The 17277-nt window shown below is 48.9% G+C and carries 14 protein-coding genes; 10 read left to right on the top strand and 4 right to left on the bottom strand.

Annotated elements, in window-relative coordinates:
• The first annotated feature begins 436 nt into the window (after positions 1–436).
• Positions 437–1489, top strand: a complete 1053-nt coding sequence (gene holA, locus T504_RS0111040; RefSeq protein ID WP_369793642.1) for a DNA polymerase III subunit delta — start codon at positions 437–439, stop codon at positions 1487–1489.
• A 62-nt stretch (positions 1490–1551) separates the two neighbouring features.
• On the opposite strand, the gene T504_RS0111045 is transcribed toward holA, so the two are convergent.
• A complete protein-coding gene (locus T504_RS0111045) occupies positions 1552–2721 on the bottom strand; it encodes an MFS transporter (RefSeq protein ID WP_033171140.1) in 1170 nt (389 codons plus the stop codon).
• The gene (thiT, locus tag T504_RS0111050) at positions 2721–3323 is read right to left on the bottom strand and encodes an energy-coupled thiamine transporter ThiT (protein ID WP_369793643.1); all 603 of its coding nucleotides are present in this window, start codon (positions 3321–3323) and stop codon (positions 2721–2723) included. The genes T504_RS0111045 and thiT overlap by 1 nt, the downstream gene beginning before the upstream one ends.
• Before the next feature lie 198 nt (positions 3324–3521).
• Here thiT and T504_RS0111055 point away from each other — a divergent pair, with 198 nt between their 5' ends.
• Together T504_RS0111055 and T504_RS0111060 are read left to right on the top strand one after the other, a co-directional pair.
• Positions 3522–4100, top strand: a complete 579-nt coding sequence (locus tag T504_RS0111055; protein ID WP_033171142.1) for a flavodoxin family protein — start codon at positions 3522–3524, stop codon at positions 4098–4100.
• A gap of 336 nt (positions 4101–4436) precedes the next feature.
• Positions 4437–5855 (top strand): GntP family permease, encoded by a 1419-nt coding sequence (locus tag T504_RS0111060; RefSeq protein WP_033171152.1) that lies wholly within the window; start codon positions 4437–4439, stop codon positions 5853–5855.
• 109 nt (positions 5856–5964) lie between these two features.
• Here the strand turns inward: T504_RS0111060 and T504_RS0111065 are convergent, their stop codons facing one another.
• Both T504_RS0111065 and T504_RS0111070 read right to left on the bottom strand, forming a co-directional pair.
• Positions 5965–6162 carry a hypothetical protein gene (locus T504_RS0111065; protein ID WP_033171143.1) on the bottom strand — a complete coding sequence of 66 codons (198 nt, stop codon included), beginning with the start codon at positions 6160–6162 and terminating at the stop codon, positions 5965–5967.
• Between the two features lie 242 nt (positions 6163–6404).
• Positions 6405–7691, bottom strand: a complete 1287-nt coding sequence (locus T504_RS0111070; protein ID WP_033171144.1) for an MFS transporter — start codon at positions 7689–7691, stop codon at positions 6405–6407.
• A gap of 457 nt (positions 7692–8148) precedes the next feature.
• Here T504_RS0111070 and T504_RS0111075 point away from each other — a divergent pair, with 457 nt between their 5' ends.
• The 7 genes from T504_RS0111075 to ftsZ all read left to right on the top strand — a co-directional run bounded on the left by T504_RS0111075 (position 8149) and on the right by ftsZ (position 16840).
• Positions 8149–9036 carry a LysR family transcriptional regulator gene (locus T504_RS0111075; protein ID WP_033171145.1) on the top strand — a complete coding sequence of 296 codons (888 nt, stop codon included), beginning with the start codon at positions 8149–8151 and terminating at the stop codon, positions 9034–9036.
• Between the two features lie 23 nt (positions 9037–9059).
• Entirely contained in the window at positions 9060–9944 is an 885-nt protein-coding gene (locus T504_RS0111080) for a DMT family transporter (RefSeq protein ID WP_033171146.1), read from the top strand.
• Positions 9945–9958: 14 nt separating this feature from the next.
• Positions 9959–11005 carry an ABC transporter substrate-binding protein gene (locus tag T504_RS0111085; RefSeq protein WP_033171147.1) on the top strand — a complete coding sequence of 349 codons (1047 nt, stop codon included), beginning with the start codon at positions 9959–9961 and terminating at the stop codon, positions 11003–11005.
• A gap of 11 nt (positions 11006–11016) precedes the next feature.
• Positions 11017–12717, top strand: a complete 1701-nt coding sequence (locus T504_RS0111090) for a sensor histidine kinase (RefSeq protein WP_033171148.1) — start codon at positions 11017–11019, stop codon at positions 12715–12717.
• Positions 12711–13463 carry a response regulator transcription factor gene (locus T504_RS0111095; protein ID WP_033171149.1) on the top strand — a complete coding sequence of 251 codons (753 nt, stop codon included), beginning with the start codon at positions 12711–12713 and terminating at the stop codon, positions 13461–13463. Before T504_RS0111090 ends, T504_RS0111095 begins: the two co-directional genes overlap by 7 nt.
• A 135-nt stretch (positions 13464–13598) precedes the next feature.
• On the top strand, positions 13599–14918 hold the full coding sequence (locus T504_RS0111100) for a histidine-type phosphatase (RefSeq protein ID WP_081823440.1): 1320 nt from the start codon (positions 13599–13601) through the stop codon (positions 14916–14918).
• A gap of 779 nt (positions 14919–15697) precedes the next feature.
• Positions 15698–16840, top strand: a complete 1143-nt coding sequence (ftsZ, locus tag T504_RS0111105) for a cell division protein FtsZ (protein ID WP_033171150.1) — start codon at positions 15698–15700, stop codon at positions 16838–16840.
• Positions 16841–17277 lie beyond the last annotated feature (437 nt).

Genomic DNA, 17277 nt, shown 5'->3' on the forward strand with positions numbered 1-17277 from the left:
ATGTGGCGAGTTTCCCCAAGCTTCACCCTCCGAGGGCATAGTAGCTTCGTGCCGACTCTAACCGAGGCGGCGGGGGCCCCAGTACCATAAGCGTAGCCTTGACGTTCCGCGTGAAGCAAGAAATTTTTGCCTGCGTTCTCGTTGGAAAAGCAGTTTCGTCCAAGCGAAGCGCGTTTAACTGTTTTCCAACTCTTAATTAAAAGGCAAAAATTTCTTGTAGCGGGTTGTCACCGGTGGAGCGTTGGTACTGGGCCCCCGCCGCCGGCGATTTGCTTCGAATACGAACTGGGTAATACTCCCCTGCAAACTGTAATTGGTTGTATCCGTAGTGTGATTGGTTTATCGCAATGGTTGTGCGTTGATTTGTCGGTGGTAAAACTAGAACAACGGCGTTATAATAGGAGGTACGAAATGGAATTTTAACAGAGAAAGATGCGTGCAGTTTGTGAAATTTGGCGAATTTATGGTAAAGCTTCCCCAGCAGGATTCTCATGTATTTCTGCTGGCAGGCGAGGAACATTATTATATTGATAAAGCATTGGCAAAGATTATGGCGGGCTTGTTTTCGGATTCGCAGGAAGCGGCAGATTCGGTGCAGAAGCTAAATGGCGAGATCGATGCCGATGATTTGGTCAGCATGATTAATACCGCTCCGTTTTTTACGGCGAAGAATGTGCTGCTGATTCGCAATACGACCTTGTTCAAGGACAATCGCAAAAAGGATGAGCAGCAGTCGGCCGCTAAGGATAAGAAGCTGGAGCGTTTGTTGAAGACGCTGGCCGATATGCCGCCATTCAGTTATGTGATTTTCCTATCGCCGGAGAAGGCGGATAAACGGCGCAAAATCTATAAAATGGTTGAGAAATGCGGCATGGTGTTAGAGGCAGAGGCCATCCGTGCTTGGAATATCAACGATTGGCTTCAGGGAAAATTGCAGGCGATGAATCGGGATATGGACCGGGATGCCTATGCATATTTCCAAGGGGCTGTCAGTATGATGCAGCAGATTTCCTTGGAATTTCTCGATCGGGAATTTGATAAGCTGGCCCTGTTTTCCGAAGACCGCCGAATAACAAAAGCGGCTTTGGTCAAGGTGTTTGCCGGACTTCCAGAGGTTTCGATTTTCGCCTTGATGGATGCTATCAGCGAGCGAAATGCGCAGAAGGCGTTGATGCTTTTGCGGCGTCAGCTTGATGATGGCACGTATTTTACGGTGATTTTGTCGCTTTTGACCCGTCATGTTCGACAGCTTTGGCAGGCGAAAGTCCTGCAGGAGAAGGGGATTCGCGGCAAAGCGTTGGCAAAGCCATTGGAGCTCAATCCTTTTATTGCCGAAAAGCTTGGGAGGGCCGCACAGCGTTTTCCGGAATCCGTGTTGAAGCGGTCGATGCTTGAACTCATCGATGCAGATTATTGGCTTAAGACAGGGCAGGCCGGCAATGAGATTCTAGAGCATACTGTTATAGACCTTTGTCGTGGTGCTTCGTGATCATTTGGATAGAAAAATCCCGCATAAACCGGTCGTACGGATTTATGCGGGATTTTTTAATGTCAGCGAGATTTTTGTGGGGTGAGAAAGGCGACTAAGGCGGACAGCAGCATGGGAATCGTGGTTAGCAGCAGGGCGGTGGAAAGACCGATAAAGTCGGCCATCCAGGCCGTTAGTGCTGTGCCGATACTGCCTAGTCCGAAGGACAAGCCCATCATCATTCCCGAAGCCATGCCGGCATTTCCAGGCATCAGGCTGTGGGCCCAAACGATGGAACTGGGCTGGGGAGCCAGCAGGAAGAATCCCGAGAAAAATAAGGCGATGAGTGCAAGCAAGTTCGTGCCGGCGTGAGTGAAAAAATAATACGTTGGCAAAGCGCCGAGCAGCAGTGAGACTATGATGACGGTCTTGTGAGACAGTCGCCGGCCACCAGCCCAGCCGCCAATGAGGCCACCTGCCGTGCAGCCTACCAGGAATAGGGTGAGCAGCAGGCCGGAGAGCAGTGAACTGCAGCCTGCATGAATCAATAGCAAGGGCAGAAAGGTGGATACCGAGGTATGCGTCCAGCAACGCAATCCCATGGCAAGATTGAGTTTGACGACAGCACGGTTGGTAAGCAAAGCAGCCAGTTTTGGCGGATGGGAGGCTGCGCTGATTTTAGTGGGGCGCGTGGAAATCGTAGAAAGTTCACTGCAGGACAGAATCCAGGCGAGGAGAACGCTGGGCAGGATAAGCCAGGGCAGCGCGGTTAGCGGCTGGGTTTCTGTAAAGGCAACCAAGGCAACAGGGGCAAAGGCAAAACCAAAATTGCCGCCCGCAATATAATAGGACATGGATCCAGCCAGATTCTGGGGCGCGACAGATTTTTCCACCAAAGTCGAACCGAGCGGGTGAAATAAGGATACCGAAAGACCAGTCAGGGCAATCAGTAGGAATAACAGTGCTTTTGATTCGACAAAGCCGATAACACAAATGCAGGCTGCGCCAAAGGGAAGAACGGGAATCAGGACTTTTTGCCAGTTATGACGGTCCATAAAATAGCCGAAAACAGGCTGCAAGATATTGCTGGTAATTGACATGACCATTACCAAAAGGCCGCTTAAGGTAAGCGAAAGGCCTAATTTTGGCATGATGATAGGCAGCAGAATGGGGAGAAAATTGCAGTAGAAATCGTTGAGCATATGGCCAGCACTCAACAGCATAGTATTTATGCGTGGGGTACTAGGAATCATCAAGAGGCCTCCATAGCGGAAACAAGCCGCTTGACTGGCAAGAGCTTCAGAATCAGGCAGCAAATCAAAAATTCTGGCAAGAGATAGGTGATGTTAAAGAGAAACGAATAGAGGTAAACGGAGGTTCCTGCTGGAGCATAAGAGCCGAAGAAAACAACACCCGAGAGAAAATGGCAGGCAAAGCGTCCGAAAAAGGCAGCTGCCATACCAAGAAAATGGTGATGAGGACTGAGGCCGGCAAGTCCCATAGCCATGAAGGGCAGTGGGTAATCGAAGAGAACCTGTACGGGATGGAGGATAAATGGATCCTGTAGGAGATTTATCATTCCGTACAGGAATCCCGTCAGCATACCAATGCCGGGACCGAAGCGGTAGGCAATCAGCAGCAGTGGTACCATGGCACCGGCTGTTACACTGCCTCCTTGCGGCATGTGGAAGAGACGGAGCTGTTGCAGGATGACCGCCAGTGCCAGCATCAAAGCGGCAAAGATAATGGTATGGGTGCTGAGATCTTCCTGACGGATGCGGATGAACCCCAGTACCAGGGCTAGCAATCCAATCAGCAGTGCTGTAGCAGCCGGATTCGCAAGTAAATCGTTCAAGGAAAGCACTTCTTTCTATAATGATATTGATTTTGATAAAAATGATTGCTTCAATTGTAACATAATTTACGAAAAGAAACGATACAATTTTACGCTCGGTGATCGAAAGGAAAAACAAAATGAAACTGTAACAAAACGCACGGCAATAAGGTTATGGGTATGGTAAACTATGGGGAGAGAATAGGGAGGCGCGTATTTATGACAAAATGGGCAGTGATTTATTCTTCTGTTACGGGTAACACACGGCAGATTGCGGAAGCGATTGCCGAGCAGGCTGGTGAGGCTGATGTGTTTCGGGTACAGGATGCACCGTTGGACGTGTCCGGCTACGATGTGGTTGCTTTGGGGTATTGGCTTCGACTGGGACAGCCAGATCCCTTGATGCTCAAATATCTGCCATCGGTGCAAAACGTCCGCGTATGCTTTTTTCAGACCCATGGAACTTCTCCGACTAGCGAGCATGCGATTACCTCGTTTGCTCGTGCTGGATATTTTTTGGGGGATGGTTGTGAAATCCTGGGAACTTTTGGTTGTCGCGGGAAAATTAATCCGGCGATGCAAAAGAAGCGAGCTCAGGCCGGCCCCGATGATCCCCATGGCGGGGCAAAGAGCATCGAGCGCTGGAAGTTGGCCTCCACACATCCCGATGAACAGGATTTGGCCGATGCGAAAGATTTTGTTCAGCGCATGGAGCATAAGCTTATCCTGAAGGAACGCTTTTTGGCAAAACAAGCGGCCAAGCGGAAGGCACTACAAAGGAATAAGTCAAACGATTAAACGAAACAGACCATTTTTCGATATAACGTTAGGAATATGGTCTGTTCTTTTTTTGGGTAAAATAATTATTGAAAGATTATGATAATTATCTATTTAGTGCAAAAAGTATCTCAACTGCGTTGACAATAAACGGCATTAATGTTAATATAAAATGCGTAAACGGAAAAGAATATAATTGTGAAGATATTCAAGCGAAAAAGCAGTCGGTTGCGAAACGTCAAATGCCGGCTGCTTTTCCTATGAGTAAAAAAATTATTATTTTCAATTATCGCCGTTTACGATTTCCTACAAGTTTCTATTATTAAATCCTGTTTCAGAAGGGAGTCTTTGGACTACATGGAGGCATTTTGTATCGCAGTCGCTTTGCTGGGGTTGATGTACTTTGCCTACCGCGGCTGGTCAATCATCCTGATTGCGCCGTTCTTTGCGGGGTTGGCAGCCTTGGCAAGCATGTTTGATATTCTGCCGGTGTACAGTGAATTGTACATGACGCGACTGGCAGAATACGTCAAAACCTACTACCCGGTATTTTTGTTTGGTGCAGTGTTTGCACGTTTGATGGAAAAGGGCGGGCTGGCATCAGCGGTAGCTGCTAAAATTGTCGATGTGCTTGGGGAAAAGCGGGCAATACTGGCTGTGCTGATGGGCTGCGGTGCGCTGACTTATGGCGGACTCAGTGTGTTCGTTGTTGCCTTTGTCATGTATCCGTTTGGTGCGGTGGTATTCAAGAAAGCGGATATTCCCAAGCGGCTGCTTCCAGCAGCTTTGTGGGTGGGTATCTTCTCCTTTGCTATGGTATCTTTGCCTGGTACGCCGCAAATCCAGAATATTATTCCGTCGTCCTATTTTCAGACCAGCACCTGGGCGGCTCCAGGAATCGGTGTCTTTGCTTCATTGCTCTTCCTGTTGATTGGCTGGGGTTGGATTGGACGCCGTGCAAAGCTTTTGAAAGCACAGGGAGAGGGCTATGGCAACCATGTTACCGAGGGGCGTAAAAAGCGAAATCCGAAAATCCACATTCCTTGGTATTGGGCATTGCTGCCGCTTTTGATGGTCATTGTCATCAATGTAATTCTTTCCAATCCCTTTGGCTGGGAATGGGGCTTTCATTGGAATGAAGAAAGTCTTGAGGCCTTCAAGCCGCTTCATTTGTCCCTGTTGGCAGCCAAAGTTGGTAAGGTATCGGCAATCTGGTCGATTAGCGTTGCCCTTATCCTGAGCAGCTTTGCTGCTGCCTATATTGGCCGCAAGCGTTTTATGGTTATGGATGGCTTTTTGGCACCAATTAATTACGCGGCGCTTTCCTCGGGAACTGCGGTGTTAAACGTCGCTTCTGGTTACGCCTTTGGCTGTGTTATCACGGCCATGCCAGGTTTTCTGCCGGTGACTGATTGGCTGATCGGTATTGCGGATTCCTTCGGTCCGCTGTTATCGGCGGTCATAACGACGAATATCATGTGTGGTATTACGGGATCGGCCTCAGGTGGTCTGACCATTGCCCTGTCGGCATTGGGAGATCAATGGGCGGCTATGGCAGCGGCGGCAGGAATTCCGTTGGAGGTTCTGCACCGCATTGTCGCTATCGCTTCAGTAGGCATCGATCCAGTTCCACATTGTGGTGCGTTGGTAACCTTGCTGGCAATATGTGGGCTTACCCATAATGATTCCTACTACGATATTGCCGTGATTATGGGGCTGAAATTTTTCGTTCCGTTCTTATGTATTCTATTCTATATGTTGACGGGAATATGCTAAAAAACTTAGGCCCGAAACCAATTTGGTTTCGGGCCTAAGTTTTTTTACTGGATTTTGTCAATCATTCGGAACTGGTTGTGAATTGTGTTGAATGCTGTTGATTGTGGACTTATGCATTATCACTGCGATGGTTCCAGATGAGTAGCATCTCAATGCTGCCAAATAGGAGCAGCAAAAGGGAAACCAAGCTAAATGCATGGAAAGATTGGGAATGATAAGAATACATGGACAATGCTAAAATCGTTCCGCCGATTATGAGCATGACCAGGATAGTAATTATCATAAGAATCGTCTTCATCGTATTCATGGTATCACCTCGAAAAAGAAGATTTGTGATACCAGCTCCAAAGAAAAAAAGGACTAAAATCCCTAAGGGGATGATACCAAGTATACGGACCTTTTTAGATACGTAATGGGGTTGTATCCTCAAGGGATGTATTGATTATAGCATAGATAGGTCTTTAGTCGCAAGATGTAAAATGAATAAAAAATAAGGGAAAAGTTTCGAAAAGCGGTTTCGAAGCTTTTCCCTGGCGGATAAACCGTAAATCAATGTTGTAAGGTAAGTCGTTTTTCGTAAAAATGTTGACGGCGTTGTGCGACTATAGTCTTAGCTTCGCTATCGCGATCCATCTGATGCCTTGTGAAACGATGATGACGCCCCAGCAGATAGTAATAAAGTCCGATACCGAGGAGAGCAATGGCTCCAGCGCCCATGTATACGACTTGAAAGCCAAAGTCTGGGACGAAGCTCCCTAAGGTATAAGGTCCGACGCCGATGCCCAAATCGAGCAGGACGAAATAGGTGCTGGTAGCGATGCCGACTTGATGCATCGGGGCACAGTGGACGGCAAGGGCGTGACAGGAAGCGGTCACGGTGCCGTAGCCAAAGCCGAGGAACAAGGCTCCGATTAACAGTGGAATATCGGAGGAAGCCCGCGCGATGATGCTCATGGCGATGGCCATGCAAAGCAGTGACGGATAGATGACGATGTTGCCGCCGTAGTTATCCAGCAGGAAGCCGGTAAGTGGACGGCTGATAAAGGAAGTCGCGGCAAAGCAGAGGAAGAAACAAGTGGCCCCGATACCCGTTACGCCAATGGCATTGGTATAAGCTCCCAGAAAGCTCAAGACCGTCGAATAGCATACGCCGCCCATGAAGGCAATGGTAGAAATGCCAAGTGCCTTTATGGAGAAAAAGCGGTCAAAGGAAATATGATGCAAGTCTTCCCGTTCCGAGGGGAGAATGACACGTTCCGGCGTTTTGAGGAAAAAGGAAAGAAGGAAAATCACGAATGTTGCTGCGGAGCAAATTTCAATGCCGAGACTAAAAGCACCGGCTTGGGTAATATTCATAGCCAGGAACGGACCAATGGCTGATGCCAGCGTAACTCCCAGGGTGAAGTAGCCAATGCCGGTTCCCATGCGCTTTAGGGGAACCAGGGCGGCAACAACAGTGCTGGCCGCGGTGGAAGTAGTCCCGAAGGCCAGGCCATGAAGAAAGCGAACCACCATAAAGGTTCCGAGGGTTGGGGCTAGTTCATAGCATAATACCAACAGGAAGAACAGGGAGGTCCCGCCTAAAAACATTTTGCGGCGGCCGACAAAGTCGATAAAGCGCCCTGCGGGAATGCGGGCGAAAAGTGCGCCCACAATAAAGAGGCCGGAGGCAAGGCCGGCCATACCGATGGAGGCATTCCAGGTATGGATGGCATAAGCCGTAGACCAAAGCATCAATAGGAAATGAACGCTGTAAACAAGAAAATTGATGCCAATATCGAAAACATAATCTTTGCTCCAGAGGCTTTCTGGAGCTGCTTCAGAAACAGATGACATGGATAAAGTCTCCTTTCGCACGGCATGCCGGCACCGGAAAGGACGGCAGACGGGGAAGGGCAATGTTCGAAGAAAGTCTGCCGCATCCGTTGCGTCGACATGAGCTGTGACGCTTAGCTCATGAATGTAATCTCGTGAAATCTGACTGGTCATAGATTCACCCTTCTATCATATATAAACTACAAGTTTCAATCAGTCATTATAGGAGGGGCGGCAGACAATGTCTAATGCATAATAGGCACAGGTAATATGCAAAACATGCATATTGACAATTAATTTTCAAAAAACAAAGCGAATATGAGAAAATTTCACAGTAATTATGCATAAAAATCATCGAAAACAGCACTCATTTCTTGAAAGAGCAGATTTTACTTCGTATAATAGATTTGTCGAGATATTGTTATGCATATAATGCAAAATTGACCGGTCAAATGGTTGGAGGAGAGACATAACGACAATGGAGTTAACGCAATTAAAATATTTTCAGGCTTTGGCACGTCATAAAAATTTTACACAGGCAGCAAAATCCATTTTGGTATCTCAATCCGCGCTGAGCCGCTCCATTGCCAAATTGGAACAGGAACTTGGGGCGACCTTGCTCAATCGTCATGGAAAAGAGACGGAACTTACGGAAGCAGGAGAAAAATTCTTGTTTCATGTGGACCGGGTACTTCGCGAGATGGAGGTTGCCAGGCAGGAAATCAAGATGGATAACGGTGGCGAAGGAACGGTGAGCGTGTCGTTCCTTCATTCGCTAGGGGATACCTATCTGCCACTCATCCTCAGCCGGTTCCATGCGCGTTATCCGCATGTTGGCATTAAGCTGAATCAGCAAAATTCGGCGGTGATGTCAGAAGAAATCATGGAGGGCGATACGGATATCTGCCTTTGTTCGATGCTTAATGGTGATGATATAGCCTGGATGTATCTTTGGTCAGAGGAGCTTTTCCTAGTGGTCCCGGATTCGCATCCCTTGGCGCAGCGGGAGACCGTGCGGTTGGAAGAAATTGATGGGGAGCCCTTCATTACCTTGAAGACGGAGTATAACCTTCGGCAGCAGGTCAATCAATTGTTGGATTTGGCGGAAAGTCAGCCACAAGTCATTTTTGAAGGCGATGAGGTCCACAATCTGATTTCTTTGGTGGCGGCAAAACTTGGTGTCAGTCTGCTGCCGCATATTCCTTGTACGGAACAGATGGGGGTCAGTTACATTCCGGTGTCTTTTCCAGCTTGCAAACGAGCAGTGGGAATCGCCTGGAATACTCGGCGGCCTTTGACACCAGCGGCAATTTGTTTTCAGCAATTTACAATCAATTATTTCCGCGACCATCAGGAAGCGGAGTAACCTATGGGGATTGAGGAGTTATTATGCAGTTAAAAGGTTTGCTGCTGTTGTTAACAGCGGCGTTCATCTGGGGAACTACTTTTGTGGCTCAGATGGTGGGAATGGAAGATTTGGGCCCCTTTACTTATGCGATGTCACGTTATTTTCTTGGTTTTTTGTTTTTAATCGGGCTTTGGCGGCTGCGGGGGAAAAAGCGGGCGCAGGAAAAAGAAAGGGGAACGTATCATCCGGGGTGGCGGGCCGGCTTTGGCGCAGGCGCAATTATGTTTGTAGGAACTTCGCTGCAACAGGTGGCAATGCTCTATACGACTGCTGGGAAAACCGCTTTTATTACCGCGTTGTATATTATCCTGGTTCCGATGGGGGCGGCGCTGCTTGGCAAAAAAATCTTTGGCGAAAATTGGGCTGGTGCAGGAATTGCGCTGGCCGGTCTTTATCTGCTTTCTATTCATGGCGAATTTTCATTGAGTTTTGGCGATGGTTTGGTCCTTATAAGTGCGCTGTTTTGGGCGGCTCAGATTTTGTTTATTGACCGTTATGCCGAGCGCGTGGATGCCATCGAATTGTCGGTGGCTCAAATTGCGGTTTGCTGGTTGGGAAGCACCTTAGCAGCATTGTTGTTTGAGTCGATTCGCTGGGAGCCGATTGTCGCTGCCTGGTTTGCTATTTTTTATGGTGGCGTCATGTCAGGCGGGGTAGCGTTTACCCTGCAGATCATTGGCCAGAAATACACCGACCCAGGGCCGGCAGCGATTGTCATGAGCTTTGAAGCAGTCTTTGGCGCTGTGTCGAGCTGGCTTATTCTCGGAGAGATTATGAGCAGTATGCAGATTGCAGGCTGTGTGCTTATGATGACGGGGGTTTTGGTTACGCAGTCTCGCCTGTTGTTTGCGGGAAAAAAGCGATAAGGAGGGGAGAGAAGATGGGAAACGAAAAGCGCTGGCGGTTTGTATTGCTTCTTTTGGTGCTGGCAGCAGGGAGCGTGGTAATGGGCAGTTGGCAGTTGCTGGATCGGGAGAAAGAAACGACCGATGATTTGCCTGAGCTGGTAGTTTATTCGCCCCATCCGGCGGAGTTTACGCAACCGCTATTGGATGAGTTTGAAAAGGAGGCAGGCGTTCGAGTTCGTCTGGTAAATGGCGGTACGGGAAAGCTGTTGCAGCGGGTTCGGGAGGAGCAGGAAAATCCGCAGGCGGATATCCTTTGGGGTGGTTCGGTTTCCATGATAAAGCCTGATGCGGACTTGTTTGCCGCCTATGAATCAATCAATGAAACTATGATGCGGCCGGAATTCCAGAATCGAGAGGGCTATATGACACGGTTTACCGATGTCCCCAGTGTCCTGCTGGTAAATACTGACTTGGCTGGGGAGGGGAAGATTGAAGGATATGAGGATTTGTTAAATCCGCGTCTGCATGGAAAAATCGCCATGGCGGATCCTGCGTTATCGTCGTCCTCTTATGAGCAGCTGATCAATATGCTTTATGCGATGGGGAAGGGAAATCCAGAAGATGGCTGGGATTATATCCGCTCCCTGGCGGATAATCTGGATGGGAGCCTGTTGGAAAGCTCAGCAGCTGTCTATGATGGGGTGGCGCGGGGGCGTTATGTGGTTGGCTGTACCTTCGAGGAAGCAGCTCTTACCTATCAGCGCAGCGGAGCGCCTGTGCGAATCGTATATATGAAGGAAGGTGTCATCAGTGAACCGGATGGTGTGTATATCGTCCGGAATGCCAAACACCTGGCAGCGGCGAAGCAGTTTGTGGATTTTATCACAGGGCATGGGGCGCAGTCCTTTATTGCCAGAAATCTTCATCGGCGCAGCGTGCGCAAGGATGTAGCGGCACCGGAAGGTTTGCAGGAGAAGGATGATCTCGTGATGATTTCAGCGAATGCTGGGGATACAGAGGAGATTCGGCAAGAATGGCTGGAACGGTTTCGCATGATTTTTCATGGTAAGAAGGGATAAGGAGAAGCGCGATGCATCAATTTCAAGATGAACTGCGGCAGGCCTTGTGGAAATATGCACTTCTTCCCGTGCTGCTGTTGACCGTTGCGGGGCTGCTTTTGATTATGGGCAGCTGGCAGCATTATGTAGTGGAAGACAATGCCCGCCATCGCCAGCAGCTGGTCAGTGGGATACAGCTGCTCCTGGAAGATGGCGAAAAACGGGTGGATCGGATTGCTGAGCAATGGGAGACCCACCCGAGGAGTATCGAGAAAATTCAGCATGACGGGAAAAGCCGGGCCGAGATTATGGCTGCGGTGTATCCGGAGATGGATAATACGGTGCCCGGTTTGGAATTTTATTTGCTGGACACCCAGGGAAAGGTGTTGGCTGGCACACGGAATCAGTTGCCCACCGGTCTGCAGGATTTATCCGAGGAATGGGGAATTTTAAAGCGCATGGTGAAATCGCCTGATGAGATGCAGGCAGAATTGGCGGGCTATAGCCATCGGATGAATCGGTATCTTCTCATGGGAAAGGCATTGAAAACGGCAGGAAAAGTGGAAGGCTTTATCCTGCTGGTGCTTCCGGGGGACGCTTTGCAGAATCAACTCAATGGGGGCAAACAGGATGCGATTTTGCTTGACCAATATGATAATTTGCTCTTTCCTTGGAATCAGCAGCTGGCCGGAGGAAAAGTTCCGGCGGTTTTTCGGCATAATAAGGCATCCTTGGTTCATTACGACCAGCAGCTTTACTATTCGACGGGGCAGGTGGTTGGCCATGGTTTTTTGGTCTTGTCCGTTACGCCGGTTACGAATCTGCTCTCCCGTTATGTGCTCGGTGCAGGCTTTTTGGTGGCCCTCTTTATTTTGATGGTGCCGATTATTGGCGTCAGTGTGTTGCGGGAAAGCCGGGGAAAGGCAAAATCCATCGATGAACTCGTGGAGGCGTTTGCAGCCGTGAAAACTGGAGATTGGACGCATCCGCTTAATCTGCAGCCGTCAAGTGGACTGGCCGTGGTGCAGGAGGCTTATGAACACATGACCCGAAGTCTGCAGGAATTAATGAAGAAGAACGAAGAAGAGGCCAAGGCCTCGGTGATTTCGGAAATTCGTCAGTTGGAGTCTCAGTTCAATCCACATTTTTTGTTCAACACCCTGGAGAACATTAAATTTATGGTGAAATTGGACAGCGATGCAGCTATGCGCATGATAAAATCGCTGTCGAAACTTTTGCGATACAGCATCAATAATACGGTTCGACGGGTGAGCCTGGCAGATGATTTGGCTTACGTGCGTGGTTATGTGGAAATCCAGCAGCTTCGTTTCAGCAATCGCTTGGACTATCGGGAAAACGTGGACCCGAACAGCCTTACCTGTGAGATTCCTAAGCTGATTTTTCAGCCGGCCTTAGAAAATGCGGTCAAATACGGGGCTGATGCCAAGGGGCGGATTACGATTTCGCTGGAGGCGGAACTGGGCGAAGACATGTTGCAGATTCACGTCCGGGACAGGGGGCGCGGGATGGATGCAGAAACTTTTGCTCGTTTGCAGGCGTTGTTGGATTCGGAGGAGAACGATTCGGTCCATATGGGGGTCTATAATATCCATCGGCGTATCCGCCTGATGTATGGGAAACCGTATGGCGTTCAGGTGAAACAACGGGAAGGCGGCGGAACGGAGGTCGTATTGGTGCTGCCAATTATCAGGGGGGGAAGGAAAAAATGCTGAAACTGGTAATCGTAGAAGATGAAGATATCATTCGGCGGGGGTTGATAGAAACAATCGACTGGCAGGAGATGGGGGCTGAAGTGCGTGGCAGTGCGGCTGATGGCGAGGAAGCACTAGCTGTGATTTCTAAAGTGTCTCCCGATGTGGTCCTGACCGATGTGAGGATGCCGGTTATGGACGGTTTGGAATTGGCACGAAAACTGCAGGAAATTGACTCGTCAATTCAGGTGATTTTTTTGACCAGTCATGCTGATTTTGAATATGCCCGGGAGGCCATGCGGCTCCATGTGGATGATTATCTGTTAAAGCCGGTGGATGAAGATGAGCTGTCAGCTGTTATGAAACGGCTGGCAGAGGAACGGGGCGAAACATCGCTGCCTTTTGCTGAAGAATTAGCCCAAGCCAAGAGAAGTCAGAACCCTTATGTACGAGTGGTCATGGAGGTGATTGAAAAAAATTGGCAGCAGCGCATCAGCCTTGAACCGATTGCCGATAAGCAGCAGGTATCGGTCAGCTATCTGTCGCGGAAATTAAAGGAGGAGACGGAGAATACCTTCAGCAGCCTGCTCGCCAAATACCGCTTGCAGCAGAGTATTGTCATGCTCAAAGAGGGAACCTGGCGCATCTATGAAGTGGCCGAAGAATGCGGGTTTAGTGACTATAAGAATTTCTGTCAGGTGTTCAAGAAATACCTGGGGATGGCGCCGGGGGAGATGCTGCCGGGCGAAGGCAGAAAGGATGGATAAGGCGGGTTCAAAATAAGGGATAAATGTGTATTATTTAGTATTGTTCCTACGAGGGATATTTGCTAAAATGCAGACAGATAAAGAATTCAGCGCTGAAAACTGCCTTTTGGGAATACTGTTTAGGAGGAAGTATTTATGTTGAAACGTTTGACTTCGCTTTGTTGTCTGACCCTTATGGCTGCCGGAACTGTTGTGGCGGCAGCACCGCATTCCGATTCCTTTGAATCCCAGTACAAGCTGCAGGAAATGGTGGTACTGAGCCGCCATAATATCCGTTCGCCATTAAGCGGCAATGGGTCGGCGCTTGCCAATCTGACGCCGCACAGCTGGTTCAATTGGACTTCGGCACCCAGTGAGCTTTCCCTGCGCGGTGGCGAACTCGAGACGATGATGGGCCAGTATTTCCGCAAATATGCGGTGGCAGAAGGCTTGATGCCGGAAAATTATCAGCCAGAAAATGGCGTGGTGCGGTTCTATGCCAATTCTATGCAGCGCACTATTGCTACGGCACAGTATTTCTCCAGTGGTATGCTTCCGGTGGCAAATGTCAAAATCGAACATAAATATGCGCCGAGCAAGATGGACCCGGTGTTTAATCCACAGCTGACCTTCGTCAGCGAGGCATTCCGGACTCAGGCAATGAAGGAAATCAGTGCCATGGGAGGAAAAGACGGCCTGCAGGGAATCGGCAAAAATATGGATAAGCAATACCGCTTAATGGAAAAAGTTTTAGATCTGGCCAAATCTCCGGCAGCGAAAAAAGATGGTATGACAAAATTCCGGGATGACGATTTGAAGATCATTTTAGATGTGAATAAGGAACCGGCAATGAAAGGTTCGTTAAAACAGGCCAATTCTGCCAGTGATGCCTTTATTCTGCAGTATTATGAAGAGAAAGACCCTGTGAAGGCGGCTTTTGGGCACAAACTCAAGAAAAGCGAGTGGGAAACGATCGCCAGTGTCAAGGATATCTATGGCGATGTATTGTTCACGGCACCGTCCGTCGCGGTAAATGTTGCCCATCCGCTACTGCAGGAGATGCATAAGGAATTGTCCTTAAAAGACCGTAAATTTACGTTCCTGTGTGGACATGATTCCAATATCGCCAGTGTTCTGGCTGCTCTCGATGCAGAGCCGTACGAGCTTCCGGACAGCATTGAGAAGAAGACACCAATCGGCTGCAAACTGGTTGTGGAAAAATGGGCGGGCAAAGATGGTGCAAGTTATGCATCGCTCAATATGGTTTATCAGTCGACCAGCCAGCTCCGTGATCGTGAGATGTTAGACCTCAACAACCCACCGAAAATTTATCCGGTCAAGCTCAAGGGCTTGAAGGAAAATAAAGACGGCCTTTATCGCTTGCAGGACGTGCAGCAGCGTTTTGAAGAAGCGATTGGCGCTTATGATAAACTGCCCAAGGATTTGCCGGCAGTGGCGGAAAAGAAAGCTGCCTAAAAAAGGAAGAGGCTGTGAAAAATCCCTTTATATTTTATGAATTTATCCACGCACTTTTTACAAATTACCGTTTGCAGGTTACACGAATCTCATTCGAAGCAACTCTTCGCCGCCGTTAGGGGCAGTGCCAACACTACGCGGGAGATGTTTTTCTAAACGAAATTTTTATCCTTAATTAAGCATCGAAAAAGTTGCAAAACGCGCTTCGCTTGAACGGTAGCAATTTTTCGACGAACGGTGAGGATAAAAATTTCGTTCTTCACGGAAAGCATCAAACGCTTCGTTTATGGCACTGCCCCTAGCGGTGGCTGAGGATGTAGCGGGTTGTCACCGGTGGAGCGTTGGTAATGGGGCCCTCGCCGCCGGCGATTGGCTTCGAACACGAACTTGGTACTGCTACCCGGCAAACGGTAATTTCACAGCCCCTTTCTTTTTGTTTTTTAGGCATTGAAATTTTGCAGGCACAAGTGTATAATCGGTATAAACGGTAAACCTATTGCTAGATGCGAAGATTAAGCTGGATGCGAAGTTAGGGAGTGTTTGGCGTGAAGCTTGACAGCTTGAAGATTGTTCTGGCTTGTTTGGCGGTATTTCTCTTCAGCTGACTGTGGATGGACAGATGGAGAGGGGGAGGCAGGATTGCTTATCGATAGGCAGTCCTGCCTTCTTTATTTAATAGGGAAATAGGTATGATGACTTTTCTTGCGCGACAGGCAGGAATAGCCCCTGATTATGGAGAATAATTATAAAAGTATGTTGAAATGAGAGGGGAATGTTCCATGACAGCAGATGAAACATCAATCATAAAACCAAAAGTCAAAATCAAGGTGTTTGGCGTCGGTGGCGGCGGCAATAGCGTTCTTATGCGCATGGGACAGCATAACGATTTAGAGATTGAGCTCATTGCCATCAATACGGATGCCAAGCAGTTACAGCTGGTAGACCAGGCAGGTGTTCGCTGTATTCAAATCGGTGAATCATTGACGCGTGGACGCGGAACCGGTGGTGATGCAGCGCTGGGTGAAAAAGCGGCAAAGGCCGAAGAAAAGAAAATCAAGGATGCGCTAAATGGTGCGGACCTTGTCTTTATCACGGCTGGTATGGGTGGTGGCACTGGTACAGGTGCGGCACCGGTGGTAGCCCGGATGGCGAAGGAAATGGGAATGCTCTCGGTCGGCGTCGTAACCGTTCCGTTTTCCTTTGAAGGAAATCGCAAAAAGCGTACGGCTATGGAAGGTATCGTAAAGATGCAGTCTCAGATGGATGCGTTGATTGCGGTAGAGAATGACAATCTCATGAAGCTGCCGGAAAACCGCCGGATGACGCTGGTTTCGGCCTTTGAGGCAGCCGATAAGGTGCTCAAACAGGCCATTAATTGCGTAGCGGAACTGATTCTTACCACGGGTGTCATCAATGTTGATTTTGCGGATGTTACGACAATCTTCCGGCAGAGCGACAGCAGTGACGCGCTTTTGGGAATTGGCAGCAGCAACCGCAGTGCTATGGATGCGGTAAAAGCTGCCGCCGAGAGCCCGCTTATCGAAAAAGGACTCAAGGGGGCACGGGGAGTTATCCTCAACCTTACGGGCGACAGCAGTCTGAGTCTCTACGATGTGGATGAGGCGACTCGTTACATCATGGATAACTCGGATGAGGAAGTCAATATCATCTTGGGAACGGTCATCGATAACTCGATGGGAGGCAAGGTTCAGGCGACGATTATTGCTACGGATTTTGTCGACAGTGTCGTGATGAAATCTCCGACGGTAACAGTTCCGGAGAGCAAAGTGAAAAAAGAGACCTTTTCCCTAGATACACCAGCTTTTATGAGTAAGCCGGCTGCCAAGACGGAGGAGAAGTCTTCCGGAGCCTTTGCGATTCCGGCATTTCGTCTGACGGTGGATGATAAGGAAGAGAAATAATTATCAAGAGGGACTGTGAAAAAAACTTTATATTGACATAAAATATAGAAGCCTCCATAAGATCGATTCATCTACCTTATGGAGGCTTCTATGAATTTATCTACGCACTTTTTACAAATTACAGTTTGCAGGGGAGTAGTACCCAGTTCATGTTCGAGGTAAATCACCGGCGGCGAGGGCCACAGTACCAACGCTCCACCGGTGACAACCCGCTACAAGAAATTTTTGCCTTTTAATTAAGAGTTGGAAAACAGTTAAACGCGCTTCGCTTGAACGAAACTGCTTTTCCAACGAGAACGCAGGCAAAAATTTCTTGCTTCACGCGGAACGTCAAGGCTACGCTTATGGTACTGGGGCCCCCGCCGCCTCGGTTAGAGTCGGCACGAAGCTACTATGCCCTCGGAGGGTGAAGCTCGGGAAACTCGCCACATCCTCAG

This window comes from Selenomonas sp. ND2010 (assembly GCF_000702005.1).
Taxonomy (GTDB): Bacteria; Bacillota; Negativicutes; order Selenomonadales; family Selenomonadaceae; genus Selenomonas_A.

Coding starts and splice junctions, on each gene's coding strand:
- T504_RS0111045 (WP_033171140.1), bottom strand. CDS start 2,721: ATGATTCCTAGTACCCCACGCATAAATACTATGCTGTTGAGTGCTGGC.
- T504_RS0111055 (WP_033171142.1), top strand. CDS start 3,522: ATGACAAAATGGGCAGTGATTTATTCTTCTGTTACGGGTAACACACGG.
- T504_RS0111060 (WP_033171152.1), top strand. CDS start 4,437: ATGGAGGCATTTTGTATCGCAGTCGCTTTGCTGGGGTTGATGTACTTT.
- T504_RS0111065 (WP_033171143.1), bottom strand. CDS start 6,162: ATGAATACGATGAAGACGATTCTTATGATAATTACTATCCTGGTCATG.
- T504_RS0111070 (WP_033171144.1), bottom strand. CDS start 7,691: ATGTCATCTGTTTCTGAAGCAGCTCCAGAAAGCCTCTGGAGCAAAGAT.
- T504_RS0111075 (WP_033171145.1), top strand. CDS start 8,149: ATGGAGTTAACGCAATTAAAATATTTTCAGGCTTTGGCACGTCATAAA.
- T504_RS0111080 (WP_033171146.1), top strand. CDS start 9,060: ATGCAGTTAAAAGGTTTGCTGCTGTTGTTAACAGCGGCGTTCATCTGG.
- T504_RS0111085 (WP_033171147.1), top strand. CDS start 9,959: ATGGGAAACGAAAAGCGCTGGCGGTTTGTATTGCTTCTTTTGGTGCTG.
- T504_RS0111090 (WP_033171148.1), top strand. CDS start 11,017: ATGCATCAATTTCAAGATGAACTGCGGCAGGCCTTGTGGAAATATGCA.
- T504_RS0111095 (WP_033171149.1), top strand. CDS start 12,711: ATGCTGAAACTGGTAATCGTAGAAGATGAAGATATCATTCGGCGGGGG.
- T504_RS0111100 (WP_081823440.1), top strand. CDS start 13,599: ATGTTGAAACGTTTGACTTCGCTTTGTTGTCTGACCCTTATGGCTGCC.
- ftsZ (WP_033171150.1), top strand. CDS start 15,698: ATGACAGCAGATGAAACATCAATCATAAAACCAAAAGTCAAAATCAAG.